The sequence below is a fragment of the Nocardioides sp. NPDC054178 genome, assembly GCF_055585005.1.
Window position 1 is genome coordinate 68,726 of the sequence record NZ_JBVJKY010000008.1, and the last position, 22,729, is coordinate 91,454.

15 protein-coding genes are annotated in these 22,729 nt (G+C 68.1%); 9 read left to right on the forward strand and 6 right to left on the reverse strand.

Annotated elements, in window-relative coordinates; all coding sequences use genetic code 11:
- The first annotated feature begins 34 nt into the window (after positions 1-34).
- From ACZ6WN_RS24395 to ACZ6WN_RS24420, 6 genes are all read left to right on the forward strand, one after another.
- Positions 35-6,940 carry a polymorphic toxin-type HINT domain-containing protein gene (locus ACZ6WN_RS24395; protein WP_465868383.1) on the forward strand — a complete coding sequence of 2,302 codons (6,906 nt, stop codon included), beginning with the start codon at positions 35-37 and terminating at the stop codon, positions 6,938-6,940.
- Entirely contained in the window at positions 6,900-7,265 is a 366-nt protein-coding gene (locus ACZ6WN_RS24400; RefSeq protein WP_465868384.1) for an Imm53 family immunity protein, read from the forward strand. Before ACZ6WN_RS24395 ends, ACZ6WN_RS24400 begins: the two co-directional genes overlap by 41 nt.
- A gap of 302 nt (positions 7,266-7,567) precedes the next feature.
- On the forward strand, positions 7,568-9,865 hold the full coding sequence (locus ACZ6WN_RS24405) for a hypothetical protein (protein ID WP_465868386.1): 2,298 nt from the start codon (positions 7,568-7,570) through the stop codon (positions 9,863-9,865).
- 130 nt (positions 9,866-9,995) lie between these two features.
- The gene (locus ACZ6WN_RS24410) at positions 9,996-10,619 is read left to right on the forward strand and encodes a hypothetical protein (protein WP_465868388.1); all 624 of its coding nucleotides are present in this window, start codon (positions 9,996-9,998) and stop codon (positions 10,617-10,619) included.
- Between the two features lie 12 nt (positions 10,620-10,631).
- A complete protein-coding gene (locus ACZ6WN_RS24415; RefSeq protein ID WP_465868390.1) occupies positions 10,632-12,278 on the forward strand; it encodes a hypothetical protein in 1,647 nt (548 codons plus the stop codon).
- An 11-nt stretch (positions 12,279-12,289) separates the two neighbouring features.
- The gene (locus ACZ6WN_RS24420; RefSeq protein ID WP_465868392.1) at positions 12,290-13,180 is read left to right on the forward strand and encodes a glycosyltransferase family 2 protein; all 891 of its coding nucleotides are present in this window, start codon (positions 12,290-12,292) and stop codon (positions 13,178-13,180) included.
- Between the two features lie 9 nt (positions 13,181-13,189).
- On the opposite strand, the gene ACZ6WN_RS24425 is transcribed toward ACZ6WN_RS24420, so the two are convergent.
- Genes ACZ6WN_RS24425 through ACZ6WN_RS24440 form a run of 4 tightly spaced genes read right to left on the reverse strand, consistent with a single transcriptional unit; the run spans position 13,190 to position 18,339 of the window.
- On the reverse strand, positions 13,190-14,524 hold the full coding sequence (locus ACZ6WN_RS24425) for a phenylacetate--CoA ligase family protein (protein WP_465868393.1): 1,335 nt from the start codon (positions 14,522-14,524) through the stop codon (positions 13,190-13,192).
- Positions 14,521-15,561: an acyltransferase family protein gene (locus ACZ6WN_RS24430; RefSeq protein ID WP_465868395.1), complete on the reverse strand. Its 1,041-nt coding sequence runs from the start codon at positions 15,559-15,561 to the stop codon at positions 14,521-14,523. The genes ACZ6WN_RS24425 and ACZ6WN_RS24430 overlap by 4 nt, the downstream gene beginning before the upstream one ends.
- On the reverse strand, positions 15,554-16,921 hold the full coding sequence (locus ACZ6WN_RS24435; protein ID WP_465868397.1) for a hypothetical protein: 1,368 nt from the start codon (positions 16,919-16,921) through the stop codon (positions 15,554-15,556). The genes ACZ6WN_RS24430 and ACZ6WN_RS24435 overlap by 8 nt, the downstream gene beginning before the upstream one ends.
- 2 nt (positions 16,922-16,923) lie before the next feature.
- Entirely contained in the window at positions 16,924-18,339 is a 1,416-nt protein-coding gene (locus tag ACZ6WN_RS24440) for a tyrosine-protein kinase domain-containing protein (RefSeq protein ID WP_465868399.1), read from the reverse strand.
- 277 nt (positions 18,340-18,616) lie between these two features.
- Here ACZ6WN_RS24440 and ACZ6WN_RS24445 point away from each other — a divergent pair, with 277 nt between their 5' ends.
- Positions 18,617-19,321, forward strand: coding sequence for an arsenate reductase/protein-tyrosine-phosphatase family protein (locus ACZ6WN_RS24445; protein WP_465868401.1), 705 nt, complete (start codon positions 18,617-18,619; stop codon positions 19,319-19,321).
- A 64-nt stretch (positions 19,322-19,385) separates the two neighbouring features.
- The gene (locus tag ACZ6WN_RS24450; RefSeq protein WP_465868403.1) at positions 19,386-20,168 is read left to right on the forward strand and encodes a siderophore-interacting protein; all 783 of its coding nucleotides are present in this window, start codon (positions 19,386-19,388) and stop codon (positions 20,166-20,168) included.
- Between the two features lie 21 nt (positions 20,169-20,189).
- On the opposite strand, the gene ACZ6WN_RS24455 is transcribed toward ACZ6WN_RS24450, so the two are convergent.
- Complete coding sequence (locus tag ACZ6WN_RS24455) at positions 20,190-21,077, reverse strand: M15 family metallopeptidase (protein ID WP_465868405.1); 888 nt, start codon at positions 21,075-21,077, stop codon at positions 20,190-20,192.
- A gap of 60 nt (positions 21,078-21,137) precedes the next feature.
- On the opposite strand from ACZ6WN_RS24455, the gene ACZ6WN_RS24460 reads away from it, so the two are divergent.
- Entirely contained in the window at positions 21,138-21,593 is a 456-nt protein-coding gene (locus tag ACZ6WN_RS24460; RefSeq protein WP_465868407.1) for a MerR family transcriptional regulator, read from the forward strand.
- Here ACZ6WN_RS24460 and ACZ6WN_RS24465 read toward each other — a convergent pair.
- A complete protein-coding gene (locus tag ACZ6WN_RS24465; RefSeq protein WP_465868409.1) occupies positions 21,550-22,560 on the reverse strand; it encodes an aldo/keto reductase in 1,011 nt (336 codons plus the stop codon). The two genes, ACZ6WN_RS24460 and ACZ6WN_RS24465, sit on opposite strands and share 44 nt — an antisense overlap.
- Between the last annotated feature and the right edge of the window lie 169 nt (positions 22,561-22,729).

A 22,729-nucleotide genomic window follows, 5' to 3' on the forward strand; every position in this document is an offset into this window, starting at 1 on the left:
GCCAGCAACCCAACGACCAGGGATCAGTCGCCGCGTGGGCGACTTGCTGACGCGCCGTCTCGGTCGCGGCAAGACATGGCGGCGTGGTGGTGTCGGCCTCGCGATCACGGGCCTCGCCGCAAGCCTGTGCGTCACGTTGACCCTGCCTGCGGCTGCGGTCCCGGCAGGATTCGACAAGCCGAGGCAAGAGGAAACCAAGCCGGTCAAGGTCACCGACCACCAGCCGGCAAAGATCGCCCGTCTGACCAAGAAGCAACAAGCAGACATCGATCGCGCCAAGGCCGCCGGGAAAGAGAAGGCCACCTGGCCGGCAGAGGGATCCGCCAAGCTCACCGCTCCGGCCGCAATGGCCTCCGGCAACGCCACCAATTCCGTCTCAGCAGACCTGGGCCCGGTGGACGTCTCCGCTGGACCTGAGTGGACCGACCTGGAAACCGAGGTTGTCGGTCACGCCGAGTCAATGAAGGCAGGGACCGATGGCGTAGCGGTTCGCCTCGCCCCTACGACGACTCAACAGCAGGACGCCCAGGCAGTCGCCGCATCTGCGGACAAGGCGAACAAGAAGTCGAGGAAGGTTGCTCCGGTTGAGGTGCGGTTGGACTACACCTCGATCGAGGCCGCCCACGGCGCCGACTGGGCCGGCCGTGTCTCCCCGAGGCTCTATCCCGAGTGTGTGCTGACCACCCCGGAGAAGCAGGCCTGCCAGGACTTCACCACCCTCGACACCGATCGCGACACCACGAACAAGTCCATCACCGCAGACGTCCCGCAGACCGACCTCGCCGACGCTGGAGTGGTGCTCTTCGCGGCGACGAGTGCATCATCCACCGGCACTGGTGACTTCGGCGCGACCCCGCTCGCGGCGTCCTCGTCCTGGTCGGTCGGAGGTTCATCGGGTGGGTTCTCTTGGTCTCACCCGTTCACGTTGACGGCACCTGCAGCAGGGTCGGCTCCTTCGCTGGCGGTGGAGTACTCCTCCCAGACGGTTGATGGGATGACGTCGACCACCAACAACCAGTCCTCGGTGCTGGGGGAGGGCTTCGACCTGTCCCAGGCCTTCATCGAGCGCTCCTACCAGGTGTGCGACACGGACGGCCGCGACGGCAAGGCCGACATGTGTTGGAAGAGCGACAACGCCACCCTCGCCATGGCAGGCGCCGGTGGGGAGTTAGTCAAGGCTGGCGACGGCACGTGGAGGCTCGCCAACGATGACGGCACTCGGGTCCGGCGCATTGCGACCGCTGCGGACTCCACGAACACGCGGGTGGAGAGCAACGCCACGTTGGCCGCGGCAAACCCCGACAACAACAACGAATACTGGGAAGTCACGCGCCCCGACGGCACTCGGCTCTACTTCGGTCGCTCCCGGGTTCCTGGTCAAACCGAGCCGACGAACTCGGTGTGGACGACGCCGGTCTACGGCAACAACGATGGTGAGCCCTGCTATGACGCCTCGACGGGCTCCGAGAGCTTCTGTGCGAAGCAGGCTTGGCGGTGGAACCTCGACTACGTCGTCGACACCTCCGGCAACGGCACCGCCTACCGGTACGCCGAAGACATCAACCACTACCGCCGCAACAACACGACTCCGACCGAGTACACCCGAGGCGGGCGCCTGATCCAGGTCGACTACGGCCTCCGCAACGGCGCCGACGGCGGCACTACCAACGACACGCCGCCTTACCGAGTTGCCGTCAACTACGCCACCCGCTGCCTTGCGGCAACCGGGTGTGAGACCTACACGAAGTCGAACTGGCCCGACACCCCCTTTGACCAGCTCTGCGCTGCTGGCGAGGAGTGCACCGGGAAGGTGTCGCCCACGTACTTCACGCGCCACCGGTTGAACACCGTCACCGCACAGACTCGCGTCGGGGGCGCCTACACGCCGGTGGATGAGTGGGCATTCGACTACACCTGGGTCAACCCCGACAACCAGCAGGAAAGCGTGCTGTGGCTGAGCAAGATCACCCGCACCGGCAAGGCAGGCGACGGGGCTGACATCACGCTCCCGTCGACAACGTTCAGTTGGTCCAATCACGACAACCGTGTCAACACCGCGGGTGACGGGATCTCCCCGCTCACCCGTTATCGACTGCAGGGCATCACCACGGAGACCGGCGCCCACACCTCGGTGTTCTACAGCGACCCAAACTGCACCCCAGGTGATCTCCCCGCAGCAGCCGAGTCGAACACCCGGCGTTGCTACCCGGTGAAGTGGACGCCTGAAGGCGTGACCCAGGAGCGCACCGACTGGTTCCACAAGTACGTCGTGACTCAGGTCGACCAGATCGACCGCACCGGCGACGGCGACCCGATCACCACCTTCTACGACTACGAAGGTGGGGCCGCTTGGGCCTACAACGACTCCCGGCTCGTCCCGGAGAAGTACCGCACCTGGTCACAGTGGCGGGGTTACAAGACAGTCCGGACCACGACAGGCGACCCGGACATCACGGCCACCCGAACCCAATCGCTCGCAACGTATTTCCAAGGTATGGATGGCGACCGCGCCAACGCTGATGGGGGTACCAAGAACGTCACAGTCTCCGACTCCACAGGCGCCTCCCATGCCGACAACAACCACCTGGCCGGGACCGCCCTCGAGACCAAGACGCTGACTGGCCCTGGCGGCACGGTTCACACGAGCACGATCAACCAGCCCTGGGTCCATGTCACTGCCGGCAGCGGCCTGAACTCGGCTGCTTTCACGGGCACGGAAACGACCCTGACGAAGCAGGCGTCATCGGCTGGGGGTTACCGCACTCGTCAGATCGACTACAGTCACGACACCACCACCGGTGTCGTCACCCGAGTCTCTGACCTCGGCGATACCGCCGTCTCGACCGATCAGACCTGCACTGCGACCGAGTACGTCGGCACCAGAACCATCGACGCGGCTTGGATGGTCGGATTTGCGTCTCGCCAGGTCACTTCCAAGGGTGCCTGTGGTGCGACTGCTCTGGACCCATCCGAGACGAACACGATCTCTCACACCCGCACCCGCTACGACGGGGGCACCCAAGGTCAGGCCCCTACTAAGGGCCTGCCGACCGAGACCGACCGTGTGAAATCGTTCAACACCACTCCGGCCCCGGTCTTCCAGACCACCGCGACCAGCACCTTCGACGAGTACGGACGTCAAGTCAGCGTGAAGGTTCCAGCTGGCAACGGCTCGACCAGCACCGACACTACTGTCTACACCCACACCGCTGACGGCACGCTTGCGAGCGTCGCGCAGACGCAGGATTCGACCGGGAAGGCGTTCAAGACAACCACGTCCTACGAGCCCGAGCGTTCGATGGCGCTGAAGATCACCGACCCGAACAGCAAGAACACCTCCGCTGGCTACGACGCCCTCGGGCGGACGGTCTCGTTGTGGAAGACCAACCGGTCCGCCTCTGCCACGCCGTCGGTGAAGTACAGCTACAAGATCAGCCCCACCGAACCGATCGCGGTCACCACCAGCACGTTGAACCGGCTCGGGGACGGCTACCGGGTCAGCACCGAGATCTACGACTCTCTCCTCCGCCCTCGCCAGACCCAGACCGCGTCACCCGGCGGTCGCTTGATCACCGGCGTCCTCTACGACGCACTTGGCAACGCCGATCGGTCCTATGACCGCCTCTTCACCACCGGCGCGCCCACCGACACCATGGCCGACGTCCTCCTTGGGACAGCCTCACACTCAGTCAAGACCAGCTTCGACGGCCTTGCCCGGCCGACCAAGGTGACCGAATACAGCCACACGGACGAGCTCTGGTCCACCAACCTCACCTACGCCGGTGCAGACAAGGCAACTGTCGACCCGCCTCAAGGGGCGCCCTCGACGACCGGATACACCGATATCCGAGGTCAGCAGATCAAGCACGTCGAGCACGGCTCCACCGATGCCCGGGACCTGACCACTACCTACGACTTTGACCTGGCCGGTCAGATGGTTGCCATGCACTCACCCGCGGGCGAGTTCGAGTGGGACTACGACCTCAGGGGCCGCAAGATCACCCAGACCGATCCCGAGGCCGGCACCACCAGGTTCACCTACACCGAGAACGACCTCGTCGCCTCGACCACCGACGCTCGCGGCAGAGCAACCTCTACGGTCTACGACCAGCTCAACCGGTCCACCGCCCACTACGACGGCACCACCGCCGACGCGACGAAGATGCTGACGTCGTGGACCTACGACACCCCGATGAAGGGCCTCCCGAGCTCGACCAGTCGCTATGTGGGTGGCCAGAGCGGCGCGAAGTTCACTCACACCATCGCGGGTTACAACACCGCCTACAACGTCTCGTCCGAAAATTTCACGATCACCGGCGCCGCCACCGGCGACGAGGCCCTCACGAGCCTTGACAACGGACTCCCCGCATCACTGGTGCATCAGGTCCAGTACAACGTCGACCAGTCGGTCTCGATCGATTACACCCCTGGCGTCACCGTCGGCACCACCAGCGTGCTCGCCAAGGAGAACGTCGACTACACCTACGACGACCTCGGCAACCCGATCACGATGGGTGGCACGAACTGGATCGTCCAGGACATCGACTACGACGGATGGAACCAGCCTTCGGTCGTTCACCTCGGCCAGGGCCCTGCCCAGTCGCTCTACCTGTCCAACGACTACCAGGAAGCCACTGGTCGGCTGACCCGAACGCTCGCAACCACGAGCCTGTCCGAAACCGTCGTCTCGGACCATCATTACACCTACGACGCGGCCGGTAACCCTCTCAAGGACGAAGACCGCGCCAACGGGGATGCTCAGTGCTACACCTATGACGACCACCAGCGGCTCAGCGCGGCGTGGACGCCTGCTGACGCGAACTGTGGGACCGACGCTGCCACGGCGCTGCTCGGAGGCCCCTCGCCCTACCGGCAGTCGTGGACCTACACGAACAGCGGTCTGCGCAAGACCCAGACCAGCTACCTGCCTGCGGTGGGGACGACCACTCCGGCCAGTGAGGTGACCGACACCTACAGCTACCCGGCAGCAAGATCTGCGCACGCGAATTTCGCGACCGAGGTCACCCGCACCAACACCGCCACCGGCGAGGCGATCGAAACCAGTTCCTACGGCGTCGACGATGCGGGCAACACGGTGACGCGCCCCGGCGCTGCTGCCGGGACCACCCAGGATCTGACGTGGAACAGCGAAGGCGATCTCGCCTCCCTCACGGTCAAGGGTGAGGGCGCGGACAAGGCGACGACGTACGTCTACGGAGCCGACGGCACCCTGCTGGTCAAGGACTCGCCCTCGGAGAAGAGCCTGATGGTCTTCGGGCTCGAGATCACGGTCGACAAGACAGCCAGTCCGTGGGTCTCTTCGGCAGCGCGTCACTACGACACCCCGGTCGGACAGGTTGCAGTTCGTCACAGCGACGGGAGCCTGGACTTCCAGATTCCCGACGCTCACGGCACTGCTCAGACCAGTCTCGACGCCGCCAGCCTGACCGCGACGCGGCGCTACCAGACCCCGTACGGTGAGGACCGAGCCACGATCACCGGTGCTAGCCCGGATGAGGAGACCGACGCCTGGCCGACCAGTCGTGGGTTCTTGAATATGCAGGTCGACGATGACACCGGGTTGACCTCGGTCGGCGCGCGGCAGTACGACGCCAGCATCGGCCGCTTCATCTCGGTCGATCCGCTGCTGGATACCGATGACGCGTCCCAGGCGTTGGGGTACGTGTACGCGAATAACAACCCGTTGACATGGTCCGACCCGACCGGGCTTGCGCCTCGGTGTGCATCAGATGCCGGCGGTGGGGCTGGGTCGTGTGGGTACGACGGAACCCAGGTCACCTGGTACGACAGCGATGACGACGGCGATTATCACAACACTCCAGGAACCGCAGGCCGAGACACCGACCCGGATGGCGCGAAAGGCACCAAGGGTGGGACTAAGAACGTCGCCGGCGAGCAGACAGGCCCGACCCGCGAAGAGTTGGAAGCTGCCGAAGAAGCACAGGCGACCCTGAACCGTTCCGTCGGAGAGGTCGCGCTCAAGGTCGGCTGGGAGGTCCTGAAGGACTTCATCGGCTACAACGACCTGGTCTCGTGTCTAGACAAGGACTACAAGGCCTGTGTCGGTCTGGTGCTCGGGAGTATCCCGTGGGGCAAGGCTTTCAAGGCTGGTAAGGCGCTCTACAAGATCGGGAAGGCCGCTGCCGAATTCATCGGTGAGCAGAAGGCTGCCCGCAAACTCCTGGCAACTTTCAAGAAGAAGCAGACATCATGCGCTTGGGGTGGGCCGAGAAGTTTCGCCGGAGACACATTGGTGTTGATGGCGGACGGGACCAAGAAGCCAATCAGCGAGATCAGACCAGGTGATTGGGTTTGGGCAGCCGATCCTGCTAGCGGCGCCTCCGGTCGGCGCCAAGTGCTATTCGCGTGGCGTCATGCCGACGACTTGCATCCTTTGGTAGTTGGTGGCAAGCGGATCGTAACGACCGAAGACCATCCGTTCTGGTCCGTGACCGATCGGGCGTGGGAGCGAGCCGACGAACTCTCCGTGGGCGAGCGGGTTCTCACAGCAGCAGGGCGCACTCGCGCCGTCACGACTGCCGTCACTAGTGACGGTTGGGTTGGTTGGGCATACAACCTTACGGTCGATGATCTCCACACCTACCACGTCGGCGAAGCCGCAGTCCTCGTGCACAACGCTCGTGGGGGTGGACAACGTCCCGATCCCGCCGCAACGGGCCCGCACACAACGTTTGTGCGGCACGGTGGGACGGGACAGATCAAGAAGTACGCTGAATGGGCACCTCAGTCGAACCCACGAAATCCTGCGCCGTTCGAACTGGTCAAGCGGTTCGATCTCGAAGGGCCCGCACACCGCAACTCGGATGGGTCTATTATCGAAACTCCTCATATCAATGCGCCGAACGGAGGAGATGCACGTGTCCCCGAAGATTGGGAGAAGCCGCTCGGATGCCCGTGATGAGTCGGCCGGCTTCAGATTCATAATCGGATGGTACGCCGATCAATGCGACGGTGAATGGGAGCACGAGTTCGGCGTCAAGATCGAGACCATCGACAATCCGGGGTGGAGCGTGACGATTGATCTCGTCGACACCGAGGCGCACGGTTCCTTGCTCGAATTCTCCACAATGGAACTGCCGGGTAGGGGGTGGATTGGCGCGATGAGCGATGGAGAGCGATTCATTGCATCGGGCAGCCCAGGGGCCGCTTCCGAAATCGATCAAGCCTTCGAAGATTTCATCGCTGGACGGGCTTTGCCCTCGGTTCTTGGACACGGTGGTTGATCGCGCTGTGGATGGCAGCGATGCGGCATAGCTGGTCTCATAGTCCTTCGGGACGGGAAACGGGACCGGAGTGGCGTTGCATGGGTCGTAGCGGGTGAGCCACTTGAAGACTTGGCGTCGGCAGGAGAGCGCGTCGGCCAGGTGGTCGGGGCTGACCCTGGGTCTTGCACGCGGAAAGTCGGTGGGTGGCAAGAAGTCACCAATTCTGAGGAACGAAGCCACGACTGGTGAGCGGATCACGGCGGGCGTACGCGACACTCGCGTGTCGCGGCCGAAGTGGCCGCCTTGTGCAGGGATGGATGATGACGCGGATTCACGAGTGGCGTCTGCTGGCGGCCGGGGCGGTCGCAGCTGTTCTCGGGGTGAGCAGCCTGGTCATGTCGGGAGGGGCGACGGCGGACACGGCTCCGGTCGACCCGGAGCTGCCGGAGACGGTCTCGGCCGACGTACTTCCGACGGTGCAGATCGACGGGGTCGCCTGGAAGCAGGTGATCGTCGGCGACACCGTCTACGTCGGGGGCAGCTTCACCTCCGCGCGTCCGGCTGGTGCCGCGGCCGGCACCGACGAGACGCCGCGGTCGAACCTGCTGGCCTACCGGCTCTCCACCGGTGAGCTGATCGGCAGCTTCGCGCCGACGCTCAACGGCCAGGTCAAGGACATGGCGCTCTCGCCCGACAAGTCCCTGCTCTACCTCGCCGGCAGCTTCACCCAAGTCAACGGCGTCAACCGCTACCGCGGCGCGGCGATCAACCTGGCCACCGGCGCCCTCACGAGCTTCCGGCCGATCTTCAACTCCGCCACCTATGCCGTCGCGGCGACCGCCGACGCCGTCTTCTACGGCGGCGCGTTCACGTCCGCCGACAACACGGCGCGCACGAAGGTCGCCGCGGTCCGGCCGAACGACACCGGCACCCAGCTGCTGTCCATGAACCCGACGGTCTCCAACGGGTCGGTGCAGGACCTGGTGGTCTCGCCCGACGGCGCCGACATCGTGATCGGCGGCAACTTCACCCGCGTCAACGGCCTCTCCAACCCCGGCTACGGCCTGGCCCGGATCAAGGTCGCCACCGGCGCCTCGATGTCGCTGCCGGTCAACTCCGAGGTCCGCAACGGTGGCACCAACTCCGCGATCCTCTCCCTGGAGACCGACGGCACCAGCTTCTACGGCACCGGCTACCACTACGGCAGCGGCGGCAACGTCGAAGGCTCCTTCAAGGCCGACTGGGCAGCGGGCAAGCTGACCTGGCTCGAGGACTGCCACGGTGACACCTACGCGGTCTGGCCGACGGCCGAGGCCGTCTACCAGGCCAGCCACAAGCACTACTGCGGCAACTCCGGTGGCTTCCCGGAGACCAGCCCGCGCAGCTTCCAGCACTCCACGGCGGTCACCCAGGGCGTACGCGGCACCAACACCCGCGACATCTACGGCTACCCCGACCACCCCGGCACCCCGCGCCCGGAGTTCCTGGAGTGGTACCCGAAGTGGACCCCCGGCACCTTCACCGGCGCCAACCAGGCGCCCTGGACGGTGACGGCCAACGACGACTACGTCGTCTACGGGGGCGAGTTCCTCAAGGTCAACGGCGTCGCCCAGCAGGGGCTGGTGCGCTTCGCAGTCAAGACGATCGCGCCCAACGCCGTCGGTCCGGATCTGTCCGGTGCCCAGTTCGGGCTCACCGCGACCTCGCCGGCCGACGGCGAGGTGCGGCTGACCTGGCCCGGCAACGCCGACAAGGACAACGCGACCGTGACCTACAAGGTCTACCGGGGCTCGACCGCCTCCGCCCCGATCCACACGAAGGCCGTCACCGCGGCGTTCTGGAAGCAGACCACGCAGAGTTTCCTCGACACGCAGGCGCCGCCGGGCACCAGCCAGAGCTACCGGGTCGTCGCCGAGGACGCCTTCGGCAACCAGTCGCCCACCGAGTGGATCACCGTCGACGTCGCCGGCGAGCCGGTGCCTCCCGCCGAGGGCATCGTCGCCGCCGACAGCTTCGAGCGGGCCGAGTCCAGCGGCTGGGGCACCGCCGACACCGGCGGCGCCTGGACCCGCAGCACCGGCACCGTGGGCAACTTCTCGGTCTCCGAGGGCCGCGGCTGGCACGCCGTCACCGCCGGCGGGACCACGGAGTCGCGGCTCGGCGAGATCTCGGCGACCGATGTCGACGCCACCGTCAGCGTCGGGGTCTCCCGGCTCCCCGACGCGGGCTACGTCTGGTCGATCCTCGGCGCCCGGGTCTCCGGCACCGACCACTACGCCTCGCGGCTCCGGTTCAACCCGGACGGCACCGTCGGCCTCCATCTCGTCCGCAGCGGCACCCCGGTCGTCGGCGCCAACGCCGTCCCCGGCCTCAGCGTCGCACCCGGTGACCGGCTGAAAGTCCGTCTCCAGGTCACCGGCGCCGCGCCGGCGACCGTGCGCACCAAGGTGTGGCCGGCCGGCTCCGCGGAGCCGTCGGGCTGGACGTACGAGCTCTCCGACTCGACCGCGGCCAACCAGGTCGCCGGCGGAGTGATGCTGCGCGGCTTCGGCTCCTCGACGATCGGCACCACGCCGGTCCGGGTCGGCTACGACGATCTGAAGGTGATCGAGCCGTAAGCCTCGCTCCGCACGTACCCGATCTTGGGGAGTAGGCGTGCGGATCCCCCCCGCGGGCGTCGGACATGGGCTTGAATGCAACGTCTTTGAACAGATGTCTTTGTCCGACCCCGCCCGCGGAAGATCCCCCATGCTCAGTCAAGTCCCGCGTTCGAGGATGTACGTCGCGGCGGCTGTCGCTGCCGTCGTCCTCGTGAGCGTCGCGGTCGTGCTCATCGTGCGCAGCTCCTCCGGCCCGGCCACCGCCGGGTCGGACTCGACGGTGGCCGCCGCACCTTCTCCGACGGCGACCCCGTCGCAGAAGGAGTCCTCCTCGTCCTCCGACTCGGACGACGAAGACGCGGAAGGATCGTCGGACGGCGACCGCGCCCTCGGGCTGAAGGCCGTCGCGACCACCTCCCCGGGCGTGACCGCCCGGCTGGCCCGGATCGACTCCGTCCAGGCCACCGCGAGCCTGCCCGGTGAGATCGGCGGTCCGGCGCTCGCGATCACCGTGAAGGTGAAGAACCAGACCGGGAAGAAGGTCGACCTGGCGCTCGGTGTGGTCAACGCCTACTACGGTCCGGAGCGCACCCCGGCGGTGAGCGTCGCCTCCGACGGCGAGGTGCCGTTCCCGGCCTCGGTCGCCGACGGTGAGTCGGCCAAGGGCGTCTACATCTTCCAGATCCCCGAGCAAGCCCGTCCCGTACGCGTCGAGCTCGATCTGGGCAACGGCGCCGACGTGGTGGTCTTCAAGGGCCGACCCCAGCGATAACCCTCCCCCACGATGAGAGATGTGATGAAGCCGATCCTGGCTGTGCTGGTGCTCGTGGCAACGAGCCTGACCCTGGCGACCTCCGCGACCTCCGCCTCCGCGGACACCGCGCCGACCGACACCGACCTCCCCACGACGGTCGCCGCCGACGTACTTCCCACCGTGCAGATCGACGGCGTCGCCTGGAAGCAGGTGATCGTCGGTGACATCGTCTACGTGGGCGGCAGCTTCACCTCCGCCCGCCCGGCGGGTGCCGCGGCCGGCACCAGCGAGACGGCCCGGTCCAACATGCTGGCCTACCGGCTCTCGACCGGGAAGCTGATCACCACCTTCGCGCCGAAGTTCAACGGCCAGGTCAAGGACCTGGCGCTCTCGCCCGACAAGAAGCTGCTCTACGTCGCGGGCGGCTTCACCCAGGTCGACGGTGTCAACCGCTACCGGGGCGCCGCGATCGACCTCGCGACCGGCAAGGCGACGAGCTTCCGGCCGATCTTCAACTCGACCACCAACGCGGTCGCGGCCACCTCCAGCGCGGTCTTCTACGGCGGCGTGTTCACCTCCGCCGACAACACGGCGCGGACGAAGGTGGCCGCGGTCAAGCCCAGCGACACCGGCACCGGCCTGCTGCCGATGAACCCGAAGGTCGCCGGCGGCAACGTCAACGACATCGTGGTCTCCTCCGACGGCACCAAGATCGTGATCGGCGGGGCGTTCACCAGCGTCAACGGCTCCTCGAAGCCGGGCTACGGCCTGGCCCGGCTCGAGGTCTCCTCGGGCAGCTCGCTGGCGCTGCCGGTCAACGACGAGGTCCGCAACGGCGGCACCGAGGCGGCGATCCTCTCGCTCGAGTCCGACGGCACCAGCTTCTACGGCACCGGCTACGACTACGGCAGCGGCGGCAACTCCGAAGGTACGTTCAAGGCCGACTGGGCCACCGGCAAGCTGACCTGGCTCGAGGACTGCCACGGCGACACCTACGGCGTCTGGCCGACCACGGACGTCGTCTACCACGCCAGCCACAAGCACGGCTGCGACACCTCCGGTGGCTTCCCGGAGACCAAGCCGCGGGCCTGGTACCACTCGACTGCCACCACCCAGGACGTACGCGGCACCAACGTCGCCGATGACAAGTACGGCTACCCCGACCACCCCGGCACCCCGCGACCGGAGTTCCTGGAGTGGTATCCCAAGTGGACCAACGGCACCTACACCAGCGCCAAGCAGTCGACCTGGACCGTGACCGCCAACGCCAGCTACGTCCTGTACGGCGGTGAGTTCCTCAAGGTCAACGGTGTCGCGCAGCAGGGTCTGGTGCGGTTCGCCGTCAAGGACGTCGCTCCCAACAAGGTCGGTCCGACGCTGAAGGGCGCGAAGTGGACGCTGACCGGCTCCTCGCCGTCGGCGGGCAAGGCCACCCTGAAGTGGCCCGGCAACCCCGACAAGGACAACGCGACGGTGACCTACAAGCTCTACCGCGGCTCGATCGACTCCACGCCGATCAAGACCGTGAAGGTCTCGGCCCCGTTCTGGAAGCACACCGCGATGACCTTCACCGACACCGGCCGCACCAGCGGCTCGGCGCAGAAGTACAAGGTCGAGGCCGTCGACCCGCTCGGCAACATCTCTCGGTCCGACTGGGTCACGGTCACCATCAAGTGATCTGGGTCTGCATGCTCACCTATCGGCGCCCCGAGGGGTTGGCCGAGGCGATCGGCATGCTCCGAGCCCAGCTCGATCAGGTACCTGACGCTGGGCTGCTCATCGTCGACAACGACGAGCAGCCCAGCGCTGCCTCCGCGGTGGCGGAGGCGGCGGCGGGGGACGTACGCGTCCGGTATGTGCACGAGCCGGCCCCTGGCATCGCCGCCGCCCGCAACCGGGCGCTGGACGAGGCCGGGCCCGAGGCGGTCGTGGTCTTCATCGACGACGACGAACAGCCCTCGGAGAAGTGGCTGGCGACGCTGCTCGCGTGCCGGGAGGAGACCGGCGCTGCGGCCGTGGCCGGACGGGTGGTCTCCCACTTCGTCGTGGAGCCGGACCCATGGACCACAGCGACCGGCGTCTTCCAGCGGCCGCGGTATTCCACGGGAGACCTGGTGACCGCCGCCGCGACCAACAACCTTCTCCTCGACATGGCCCAGGTAGGCGCGCTCCGATTCGACCTCGGCTTCGGCCTCTCCGGGGGCTCCGACACCGTCTTCACCCGCGCTCTCGTTGCCGCCGGACGAAGAATCGTGTGGTGCGATGAGGCGACGGTCTACGATCTGGTCCCCGCCGACCGCGCGACCCGAGACTGGGTGCTCGCTCGTGCCTCTCGCGTTGGCAACTCCGACTCACGGGTGCAGGTCTATCTCGCCCCGCCCGGCAGACGCGGCTTGACGCGAGTCCGGGAAACGATGCGTGGTGTCGCTCGGGTCGTGTGGGGAGGAGTGCGCCTGCTTCTAGGGCGTCTGAGCGGATCCGTTGCCCACGATGCCCGAGGGACTCGGTTGGTGGTCCGCGGGGTCGGCATGGTTCGCGGTGCCTGGGGGTCACATGTCAGCGAGTACCTCCGCGGGTAGCTCTCTTGGTCATTGACCCTTGGGTACGTCGCTGATCACATACTTCTGCTTTGCACCGGTGTAGGGGAGCGAGTCGACGTACTCGATCGTGATGGGAACCTCGTTGTCGATGCGATTCCGCAGGATGTCGACGTTCCGCTCCACATGAGATCGGGCGTCCGGGATCTGCCCCTCCACCACGCGGACGGTGACCGAGTAGTCCGCGTGCTGGTGGACCTGCATCTGGCGCACGGCCTCCGGAACATCGCTGAACATCGCCATGATCCGGTGGCCGAGCGTGCGGCCGCTCGGCGTGTAGAGCAGGTCCGTGACGCGACCCTCTGGCTGAGCCATGAGCGGAAGGCTGATGCCGCATGGACAGGGCCGATCGAGCAGCCTGCCTCGATCACCGATCCGATAGCGGATGATCGGGAACACCCGGTTACTGAGATCGGTGAGGACGAGCTCACCTGTCTCGCCTGCGGGAAGCACCTGCCCGTGCTCATCGACGACCTCGATGAGCCGGGCGTCGGCGAAGACGTGTAGCCCGTTGCGCTCGCTGCACTCGCCTGCCATCCAGCCGAGTTCTGAGCCTCGATACTCGTCGTGCACAGGTACGCCGAAGACCGACTCGAGGCGAGCACGGGAGGTGGGATCCAACGGGCCGGCAGTGGTCGCGATCGCGCGCAGCGATGGCAGCCGCAGACCCTCGGCTTCGACGAAGTCAGCGAAGGCGACGGTCGACCCCACGTACCCCTCGAGCAGCGCTGGCCGTGTCTTCACGAGCTCGGCATGGAACTGTCGCATCGACTCCGAGCTCATCAGGCCAGCGTCTGCGTAACGCTGCCTCGAGGGCCACCACGCGAGGTCGTTCTTGAGCGTGTCGAAGCGGCCAAAACCCCACCGGGCAATCCTCGCGAGGTTGTCCCAGGGCTGAACGCCCCACCAGGTGTACATGCGCCAAGCAAGTGCCAGCGTCGGCACCCGGGCGTCATGCTTCGCCTGGAGAGGCTCGCCGGTGCTTCCGCCGGTGAGCGCAGGGCGCGAGTTCCGAGGCGTGGCCTCGGACGAGGTGACGGCGTCGGCGTGCTCTTTGAGCATCCTTCTGTTCAGCAGCGGCAGTCGGGCCCAGTCGTCCGGCGTCAGTGCTCGACTCGGGTCGATGCCAGCGTCGGCGAAGTGCTTGGCATAGAAGGCCGTCTGGCTCCGGGCGAACTCGGCGATCGCAACGGCCCTGGTGCGCTGCAGTTCGGCGAGTGCTGCTGGTTCGAGCTCCTGATTGCGCAGCAACTCCCTGTAGAGGCGGCCCGAGTCGCGCCGGACGGTGTGCAGCTTCAGGTTGAAGGAGGTCTCGGACAGAGTCATGACGGCGTCCTCGGGGCTAGGTTCTCGGGAGGGAGGAGAGTGGCCGGTCGCGAACTGCGCTTGGCGGTCCAGCGTGCGATCGGGAAGTCGAAGATGCCGCGGACGCGGCCGGTGATCTGCCTGTCGAGAGCCAGCGCGAGCAGGATCGCGATGAATGACAGCAGCGGCACCGCCACCAGCCCGGTTCCCGGCGGCCAGACGATGTTGCGCCCGGTGAGCACGGCCGCGGTGGCGGTGATCGGGAAGGCGTGGACGACGTAGATCGGCAGCGTGCGGGTGCCGAGGTGGCGTACGAAGCCGAGAGCCGGGACCTGGGAGATCATCACCCCTAGCCCGCAGCCGGCGGCGACCGCGAGCAGGCCCAGCATCGGCCGCACGAAGATGATCCGGTCGTCGGAGACGTAGAGGAAGAACCCCAAGAGCAGGGCGTACGTCACCCCCGCCCCGATCACGTGAGCTGCGCGCATCCTCGGGACGACCGAGCGCACCGCGGGGGCCGCGCGGGAGGCCAGCACGAAGAAGAACCAGTAGCGGAACGTCTTGTCCCAGGGGACGTCGCCGGTGGAGACCAGCCCGGCGGCGAAGACCGCGGAGACGGTCAGCGCGGTCCCGACTACAAGCCATGCGGGGAGCCGGCGGGTCAGCCATGCGGCGAGCGTGAACAGGCACAGCGAGTAGAGGAACCAGAGGTAGACGTTGGGCTCGACCAGCACCCGGGCGACCGCCGCGACTCCACCCGGTGGTGAGTGTGGCAGGAGCGTGCGGAAGGCGCCGAGCAGCAGGCACCACAGCAGGTAGAGGTAGATCAGGTTCAGGCACCGGGTGCGCAGCACCTCCCGCAGCGGGCGGGCGAGCAGCGAGGGCGCGAGGAGGCCGGAGAGGAAGAAGAACAGCGGCATCCGGAACGTGTCGAGGGTGTAGGCCAATCGAGACCAGGGGCCGGCGAGGCCGACCAGGTCGAGGTTGATCACGGCGTGGAAGAGCACCACCAGGATGATCGCCAGGCCGCGTGCGGAGTCGATCCAGGCCTCACGCACGCTGCGGACCTCCGGCGAGGTAGCGGCGGCGGGCGCGCTGGCCACGACGGCCGTGCCGCCGCGATGGTCTCGGCGGTGGCTTCCGCGTCGGTGGGGCCGTGACGGCCTCCTTGCGCGGCAACAGGAACACCCCGAGCGCCAGTACGAGCGGCGGCAGCGAGCTGATGATCGGGCCGAAGAAGAGGTTCCAGCCCAGCTGCAGGGCGAGGAAGATCCCGAGCGCGGCGCCGGTACGGTGGGCCATGCTGCGGCCCAGATAGCTGGTGGCGAGCCAGAGCAGCCAACCAGCGAGGACCAGCCCGGCGAGACCGAACCAGATCCACAGGTCGCCGATGAGCGAGTGGACCTCGATCCGGGTGCCGAACATGTAGTGCTCGACGTAGCCGTTGTCGGGGTCGTACCCCAGGCGGGACATGCCCTGCTTGGCCGCCTGCATGTCGCTCGGTGTGGCCATGGTGCCGGCGCCGTAGCCGAACGGCTCGTGGATCATCAGGGCCACGGTGGCCCCGATCTCGGGCCGGCCGCCGAGGATGAGTGAGCCGGCGGTCTGGGTCTGCTCGACGGTGCGCTCCTGGGCCGAGGCGCCGAGATAGCCGTCCAGGGCGGCCTCCTCGAGCGACTTGTAGATGCCCAGCCCGAGAGCGCCGACCAACACCACGGAGAGCACCGCGGAGGTGGTCCGCTTCGCCGTCCTCGGCCGGTGCTGCCAGATCAGCAGCACCGCGGTCATGAGCAGGAACGCGCTCATCGACCTGGCCCCGGACAGCGCCCCGACCACGCTGAGCGTCCCGATCACGACAAGCTCGGCCAAGAGCTGTTTCCGGGGCCGCCGCTTGATCAGCTGGCACGCCCCCAGGAGCAGCATCGTCGCCGGGATCGAGAACCCGAACCGCCACGGTTCTTCGGCGAACTGCGGCCTCAACGTCACGGTCAAGAACGAGCCGACGGCGTAGAGGCACACCACGGCCCCCGGCGACAGCACCCGCTGCGCCCACAACAACGCTCCCACGCACAGCACCGCCGAGATCACCGGCAGCAGCTCGGTCAGCAACCCTGCCTCGGTCGGCGGATGCGTCGCCGAGCGCCACGTCGACAGCGCCAGCGTGGAGACGAGACAGGCAAGAAGAAGTACGCCACCCAGGATCACACCGCGATAGCGGCGAGCCTCCCGGATCCAGATCGGTGCCAGAGCCGCGCCGATCAGTCCGCCGGCGGTCAGCCCGCTGACCAGGGTGTAGTTCGTCCCGGCCAGGACCGCCGCCGCCCCGGCCAGCAGCCCGGTCAGCACCTCCCAGCCGGTGCGGTCGGCGCGTACGTTCCGCTTCGCAGACTCTGCGCGGACCGCCGTCACGACGGCCATGCTCAGGCTCCGGCAGCGGGGTGGTGGTGCTGCCGTGCCGGGGGACGTACGAGACCGGCGAGGAGGCGGGCGAACCAGCCCTGCTCCGGCTGGCCATAGTAGGTGTGCGCGGCGGTGTCGCGGACCTGGTTGGCGACGATGCCGAGGCAGCGGGCGTCGACGGTCTCGAGGCTGTCGATGGCCTCCAGCACCTGCGGGCGGTGGATCGTACGGCAGTTGGCGACCACCAGCGCACCGTCGGTGAGCCGGGACAGGATCGCGCCATCGGCCACCGGGAGCAGCGGCGGCGAGTCGAGGATGACCACGTCGTAGCTCGCGAGCGCCTCCGCGAGCAGGTCGGCCATCCGCGGCGAGCCGATCAGCTGCGCGGGGTTGGGCGGGATCTCCCCCATGGTGAGCACGTGCAGGTTGGCATCGCCCCAGACCTGGACGACGTCGTCGAGCTCGGCCTTCCCGATCAGCACCGTCGTCAGCCCGGCCGCACCCTCCAGGCCGCAGTAGTCGGCGACGGCGGGGCGGCGCATGTCGGCGTCGACCAGCAGTACGCGCTGGCCCTGCTCCGCGATCGCCAGGGCGAGGTTGATCGAGGTGGTCGACTTGCCCTCGCCACCGATCGAGGAGGTCACGACGATCGAGCGGACCGGCGAGGAGGCGTCGAGGAACTGCAGGTTGGTCTGCAGCCTGCGGTAGGCCTCGGCGGCGACGTTGTGCGGGTCGATGGCGGTCACCGCGCCACGTGAGCGCCGGCCGCGGCGCCGAGGGATCGCCCCCAGGAGCCCGACGTCGGTGAGCTGCTCGAGCTCGGCAGCGGTCCTGACCCGGGTGTCGAGGAGCGCGCGAACCACGGCGATCGCGACGCCGAGCCCGAAGCCGCCGGCGAAACCGACCAGAGCGGCCAGTCGCGTACGCGGTGCGAACGCCTCCTGCGGCGGGTCGGCACGGGCGACCACGGTGACCTCGACCGCGGACTTCTTGTTGGAGCTGGGGGAGAGGTTGGTGATCGTGGTGGTGAGCTCGTCGGCGACCGAGTTGGCGAGGTCGGAGGCGCCGGTGCTCGTGGTGGCCACCGCGTCGATCTCGATGATCACGGTGTCGAGCGGGTTCTCCGCGGTGATCTCCTCGGCCAGCGCCTTGGGCGTGGTGTCGAGGTCGAGGTCGTAGATGACCTGGTCGAGCACCACCGGCATCGTGGCCAGCTTGGCGTAGGACTGGACGATGTCCTGGGTGAACGTCGAGCCCTGGACCAGCTCCTGGGTCGTCGCGCCACGCGCGATCGAGACGAAGACGGTGCTCTGGGCGCGGTACTGCGGCGGGCTCGCGTGCGCCTGCGCGAAGGCCGCGCCGGCGCCGATGATGGCGAGCACCGCGACGATGTACCAGCGCTTTCGCAGGGCAGCGACATAGTCGCGCAGGTCCAACAGGTCACTCCGTCCGATGTTTGTGCCAGGCTGCTCGTCCGTGGCTCATCCGCCGTCAGGGCAGGTCCACGGGGCCATCGCACATCCTCACCCGGATGAGGGGATGACGGGCCGGGTGTTCGGTCCGTTCCCCCAAATGGGGGATTGATCTGCCATCGGTTTCGGAAGCCGCACGTCGACTGCGTAATGTTTGTCTGTCACGTTCGGGGGGTTGGCCGCGTGGATGTGAGGTCCCGCGATCGAGAATCGTCAGGCAACTGTTCGAAGGTAGGCAGGGATGGACACCGCGACGATCCTGGTCGTCTGCAGCGGGAACGTACGACGTTCGCCGGCGATCGAGGCGATGCTGCGTGAGGGCGTCGGCCAGATCGGTGGGCTCGCCCGCCACGGCATCACGGTGATCTCGGCCGGCAGCGAGGCGCTCGAGGGCTACGACATGGACCCGATGATCGCCTCCGAGGTCGCCCTCGCCGGGGTCCGGCTGACCAGGCACCAGGCCTACCCGCTCGACGTCGACGACATCGAGAGCGCCGACCTGATCATCACCGCCGAACGCTCCCACCGCAGCGAGGTCGCCCGGCTGGTGCCCGCCGCGGTCAAGCGCACCTTCACGCTGGTCGAGATCGCCGCGCTCGGAGAGCTGCTCGGGCGCACGGCCCTGGGCGGCCCCGCGGGTTCGGAGGCGGATGCGGCCACCCGGGTGCGTACGCTCGTCCAGCTCGCGCCGCTGGAGAGAGCCCGACGCCGGGTCCGGCGGCCGGCCGACGACGACCTCCTCGACCTGCGGAAGCGGTCCCCGCGCGAGGCCCGGCGGCTGGTGACCGAGGCCCGCGGCCACGTCGAGGCGCTGCTGCACGTGCTCGAGCCGAGCCTGTCGCTGGTCGCCAAGCCCCAGCGCCCCGCCCCCGCCGTCCCCGCGCCGGCAGCCCCTGCCGACGCCACCCAGCCCCGGTCTACGCACTCCACCCGGTCGGCGGGTTGACCGCGGTTGGTTGACTGCGGCCGGTTTGCTGTGCTCCATTTGAGGGCAAGTTAGGGTTGCCTATATGAGTCGTCCCGCGAAGCCTGAGACCATCCTCGTCGTCACCGCCACCGAGCGGCTGAGCCCGACGATGATCCGGGTGAGCTTCCGCTCCGAGGACCTGAGCGCCTTCTCCTCGAGCGTCTTCACCGACCGCTACGTGAAGCTCGTCTTCCCGCAGGACGACGGCGAGGTCGTCCGGACCTACACCGCTGTGAACCCCTCGGTCGAGGACGGCACCCTCGACATCGACTTCGTCGTCCACGGCACCGAGGGGTACGCCGGCCCCTGGGCCGCCGCGGCCCGGCCCGGCGACACCCTGGCGGCTCGCGGCCCCGGCGGAGCCTACGCGCCCGATCCCGAGGCCGACTGGCACCTGATCGCCGGTGACGAGACCGCCCTGCCCGCCATCCGCGCAGCGCTGGCCGCCCTGCCCGCCGACGCCCGCGGCTACGCCGTCATCGACGTCCCGGCACTCGGCCACGAGCAGCACCTCGACCACCCCGAGGGCATCGAGGTGACCTGGCTGGTCACCGGCGGCCACACCCACCACGCCGCCGAGGACGCCGAGGGTCATGAGCAGCCCCTGGTCACCGCCATCCGCGACCTGAAGTGGCTCGACGGCCGCGTCCACGTCTTCGTCCACGGCGAGGCCGCGGTCACCATGCACGGCATCCGCCCCTACCTCCTCAAGGAGCGTGGCGTCCCGAAGGCCGACGTCTCCATCTCCGGCTACTGGCGCCGCGGCCGCACCGAGGAGACCTTCCGTGAGTGGAAGCGCGAGCTCGCCGAGGCCGAGTCCGCCTGACCCGACCAGCGGTGCCGGGCGTCAGGTGCCGTTCTCGCTGAAGTGCTGGTAGTCCTTGAGCGAGTTCCAGTCGCCGCCCCACTCCCAGCCGATGTCGGCGAAGGCCTGGACGACCACGTCGCCGCGGTGGATCATCCCGGGCGCCTGGCGGGACCGGTCCAGGTACCAGCGGGCGAGCTCGGGGATGACGCGGTCGCCCTTGACGTACGGGTTCTGGAAGGTGTTGAGGTCGATCGCCAGGCCGTAGGCGTGCTGGGAGAACGAGGTCTGGCCGACCGAGGGGCGGCAGACGAAGCCGCCGGTGCCGTTGCCGTCGCCGGTCGGTGGCGCGTCCAGGGCGGCCTTCGTGGTGATGTCCATCTGCTCGAGCGGGAACCTCGCCTCGTAGAGCTTCCGGAAGACGCCGACGACGTCCTCGGCGACGCGGGCGTTGATCAGCATCTCGCCGGTGTGGCGGGCGCCGTCGAAGCCCCAGAACGTCATCCGCACCCAGGCCAGCTCCTGGCGCGAGACCGGGCACCCCGGCACCCACGTCGAGCGCGCGATCACCTCGTCCGGGGCGACGTCGACCTCGGCGGCGAAGCCGTCGCCGGGAAGCATCGGCAGCATGTCCGGCAGCGTCCACGCCCGGTTGCGCAGCTCCGGCGGCGTCGGCCCGGCGATCCCGTATCCCTCCGCGTCCTCCTTCAGCACTCGGGTCCCGAGCCACGGCGGCGGCACCGACCCGGGCTTCGGGGCGACCGGAGAAGATGAGGGTACGTCGCTGGGTGACGGCTCCGCCGACGCCGACGGTGAGGCGCTGACCGTCGGGCTCGGCGAGGACTCCGGCTCTGCGCCGCACCCGCTCAGCGCCAGCCCGAGGACGACCAGCCCGGCAACGGCCGACCCCGCGGCGTACGTCCTCTTCACCCCCTCAACGTAGCCGAACCCGCTTGACTTCGAGTGCACTCCAACCCGGACACTGGAGTCATGACGACGCAGGCGCACAGCACCGGGCTCAGCACCGGACTCAGCATCGCCGAGGTGGCCGAGCGGACCGGCCTGACCGCGCACACGCTGCGCTACTACGAGCGCGACGGGCTGATGCTCGGGGTCGGCCGCAACGGCTCGGGCCACCGTGCCTACACCGAGGGCGACCTCGGCTGGATCACGCTGATCACCCGGCTGCGCTCGACCGGGATGCCGATCCGGGAGATCCGCCGCTACGCCGAGATGGTCCGCGACGGCACCGGCAACGAGGAGGCGCGCCTCGCCCTGCTGCGCGCGCACCGCGACCGGGTGCGCGCGCAGCTGGCGGAGACGGCCGCCCATCTGGACGCGATCGAGTTCAAGGTCGCCTACTACGCGGCGGCCGTGGGCGAGACGGACCCCGATGCCGAGCTCATCGCCCAGCAGCGTCGAGCCGAGCCCTCTGCTCCTCGCTGAGCTCCAGGTCCACCGCCGCCAGGCTCTCGTCGAGCTGGGCGACGGACGAGGCTCCGACCAGCGGGATGACGGGGAGGGCGTCACCGAGCATCCAGGCGAGCACGACCTGGTTGCGGGTCGCGCCGGTCTCGGCGGCGACCTCGTCGAGCACCGCGAGCCGCGCGGTCGTCCCGGGGTGGTCGTAGGCGGGATCGAGCGACTTCGCAGGATTCGTGTAGGCGCCGGTGAGCAGCGGCGTGTAGGCCACCAGCGTCAGCCCCGGCGTCGCCCGCAGGTAGGCGAGGAGCGAGGCGTCGGCCACGCCGATCTCGCCGTCGACGGAGAGCCGCGGGTCGGGGATGTCCGTCCGCGGACGCAGGTAGGTGTGGTGATACTGCAGCACGCTCGGCCGGGCCTCCTCCGGGTTGGCCGCCCGCGCCCGCTCGACCTGCCAGGACCAGTGGTTGCTCAGCCCGAACTGGCCGATGACACCATCCTTGACGAGGGCGGCGAAGCCGGCGGCGTACTCCTCCAGCGGCACGCCGTTCATGTCGGGCACGTGCGCGTAGTAGAGATCGAGGTGCTCGACGCCGAGGCGTTCGCGGGAGCGGTCGGCCTGCTCGCGTACGTTGGCCGGAGCCAGGCCCTCCCACCGACGCGTGCGCTGGTTGGCCCACCCGTTCTCGACGGGCTCGACGACGTCGGTGGGGCGGGCGCCGACCTTGGTGGCGATGACCAGCTCGTCGCCGATCCCACGGTCGCGGCGCCACCGGCCGAGCACGGTCTCGCTCTCGCCGCCCTGGGTGCCGTTGGCCCAGTAGGCGTAGTTGTTGGAGGTGTCGACGAAGGTGCCGCCGGCCTCGACGAAGCGGTCGAGGATCGCGTACGACGTCTCGACGTCCGTGTCCGTCCCGAACCGCATCACGCCGAGCGCGAGCTTGCTGACGCGCCGTGACCCGGCGCCTGATCCGATGGTCGTGTATCTCATGCGATCCACGCTCGGGCCTCGCGCGCGCTCGAAGTCAAACGTCTTTACACACGTCTCCTAGACTGGAGGCAGCACCCCCTGTCTTCCCGGCCGGGGGCTCTCGTGCTTGCCTGCCCTTTGGAGTCACCCGTGATCCTCGCCCCTCTCGCCGATCTCGTCCTGCGCGATC

What these genes read in the sequence shown, in the direction of transcription:
- ACZ6WN_RS24405 (WP_465868386.1), top strand. Translation starts at nt 7,568, where the DNA reads ATGACGCGGATTCACGAGTGGCGTCTGCTGGCGGCCGGGGCGGTCGCA.
- ACZ6WN_RS24460 (WP_465868407.1), top strand. Translation starts at nt 21,138, where the DNA reads ATGACGACGCAGGCGCACAGCACCGGGCTCAGCACCGGACTCAGCATC.
- ACZ6WN_RS24445 (WP_465868401.1), top strand. Translation starts at nt 18,617, where the DNA reads ATGGACACCGCGACGATCCTGGTCGTCTGCAGCGGGAACGTACGACGT.
- ACZ6WN_RS24415 (WP_465868390.1), top strand. Translation starts at nt 10,632, where the DNA reads ATGAGAGATGTGATGAAGCCGATCCTGGCTGTGCTGGTGCTCGTGGCA.
- ACZ6WN_RS24450 (WP_465868403.1), top strand. Translation starts at nt 19,386, where the DNA reads ATGAGTCGTCCCGCGAAGCCTGAGACCATCCTCGTCGTCACCGCCACC.
- ACZ6WN_RS24465 (WP_465868409.1), bottom strand. Translation starts at nt 22,560, where the DNA reads ATGAGATACACGACCATCGGATCAGGCGCCGGGTCACGGCGCGTCAGC.
- ACZ6WN_RS24435 (WP_465868397.1), bottom strand. Translation starts at nt 16,921, where the DNA reads ATGGCCGTCGTGACGGCGGTCCGCGCAGAGTCTGCGAAGCGGAACGTA.
- ACZ6WN_RS24425 (WP_465868393.1), bottom strand. Translation starts at nt 14,524, where the DNA reads ATGACTCTGTCCGAGACCTCCTTCAACCTGAAGCTGCACACCGTCCGG.
- ACZ6WN_RS24420 (WP_465868392.1), top strand. Translation starts at nt 12,290, where the DNA reads ATGCTCACCTATCGGCGCCCCGAGGGGTTGGCCGAGGCGATCGGCATG.
- ACZ6WN_RS24410 (WP_465868388.1), top strand. Translation starts at nt 9,996, where the DNA reads ATGCTCAGTCAAGTCCCGCGTTCGAGGATGTACGTCGCGGCGGCTGTC.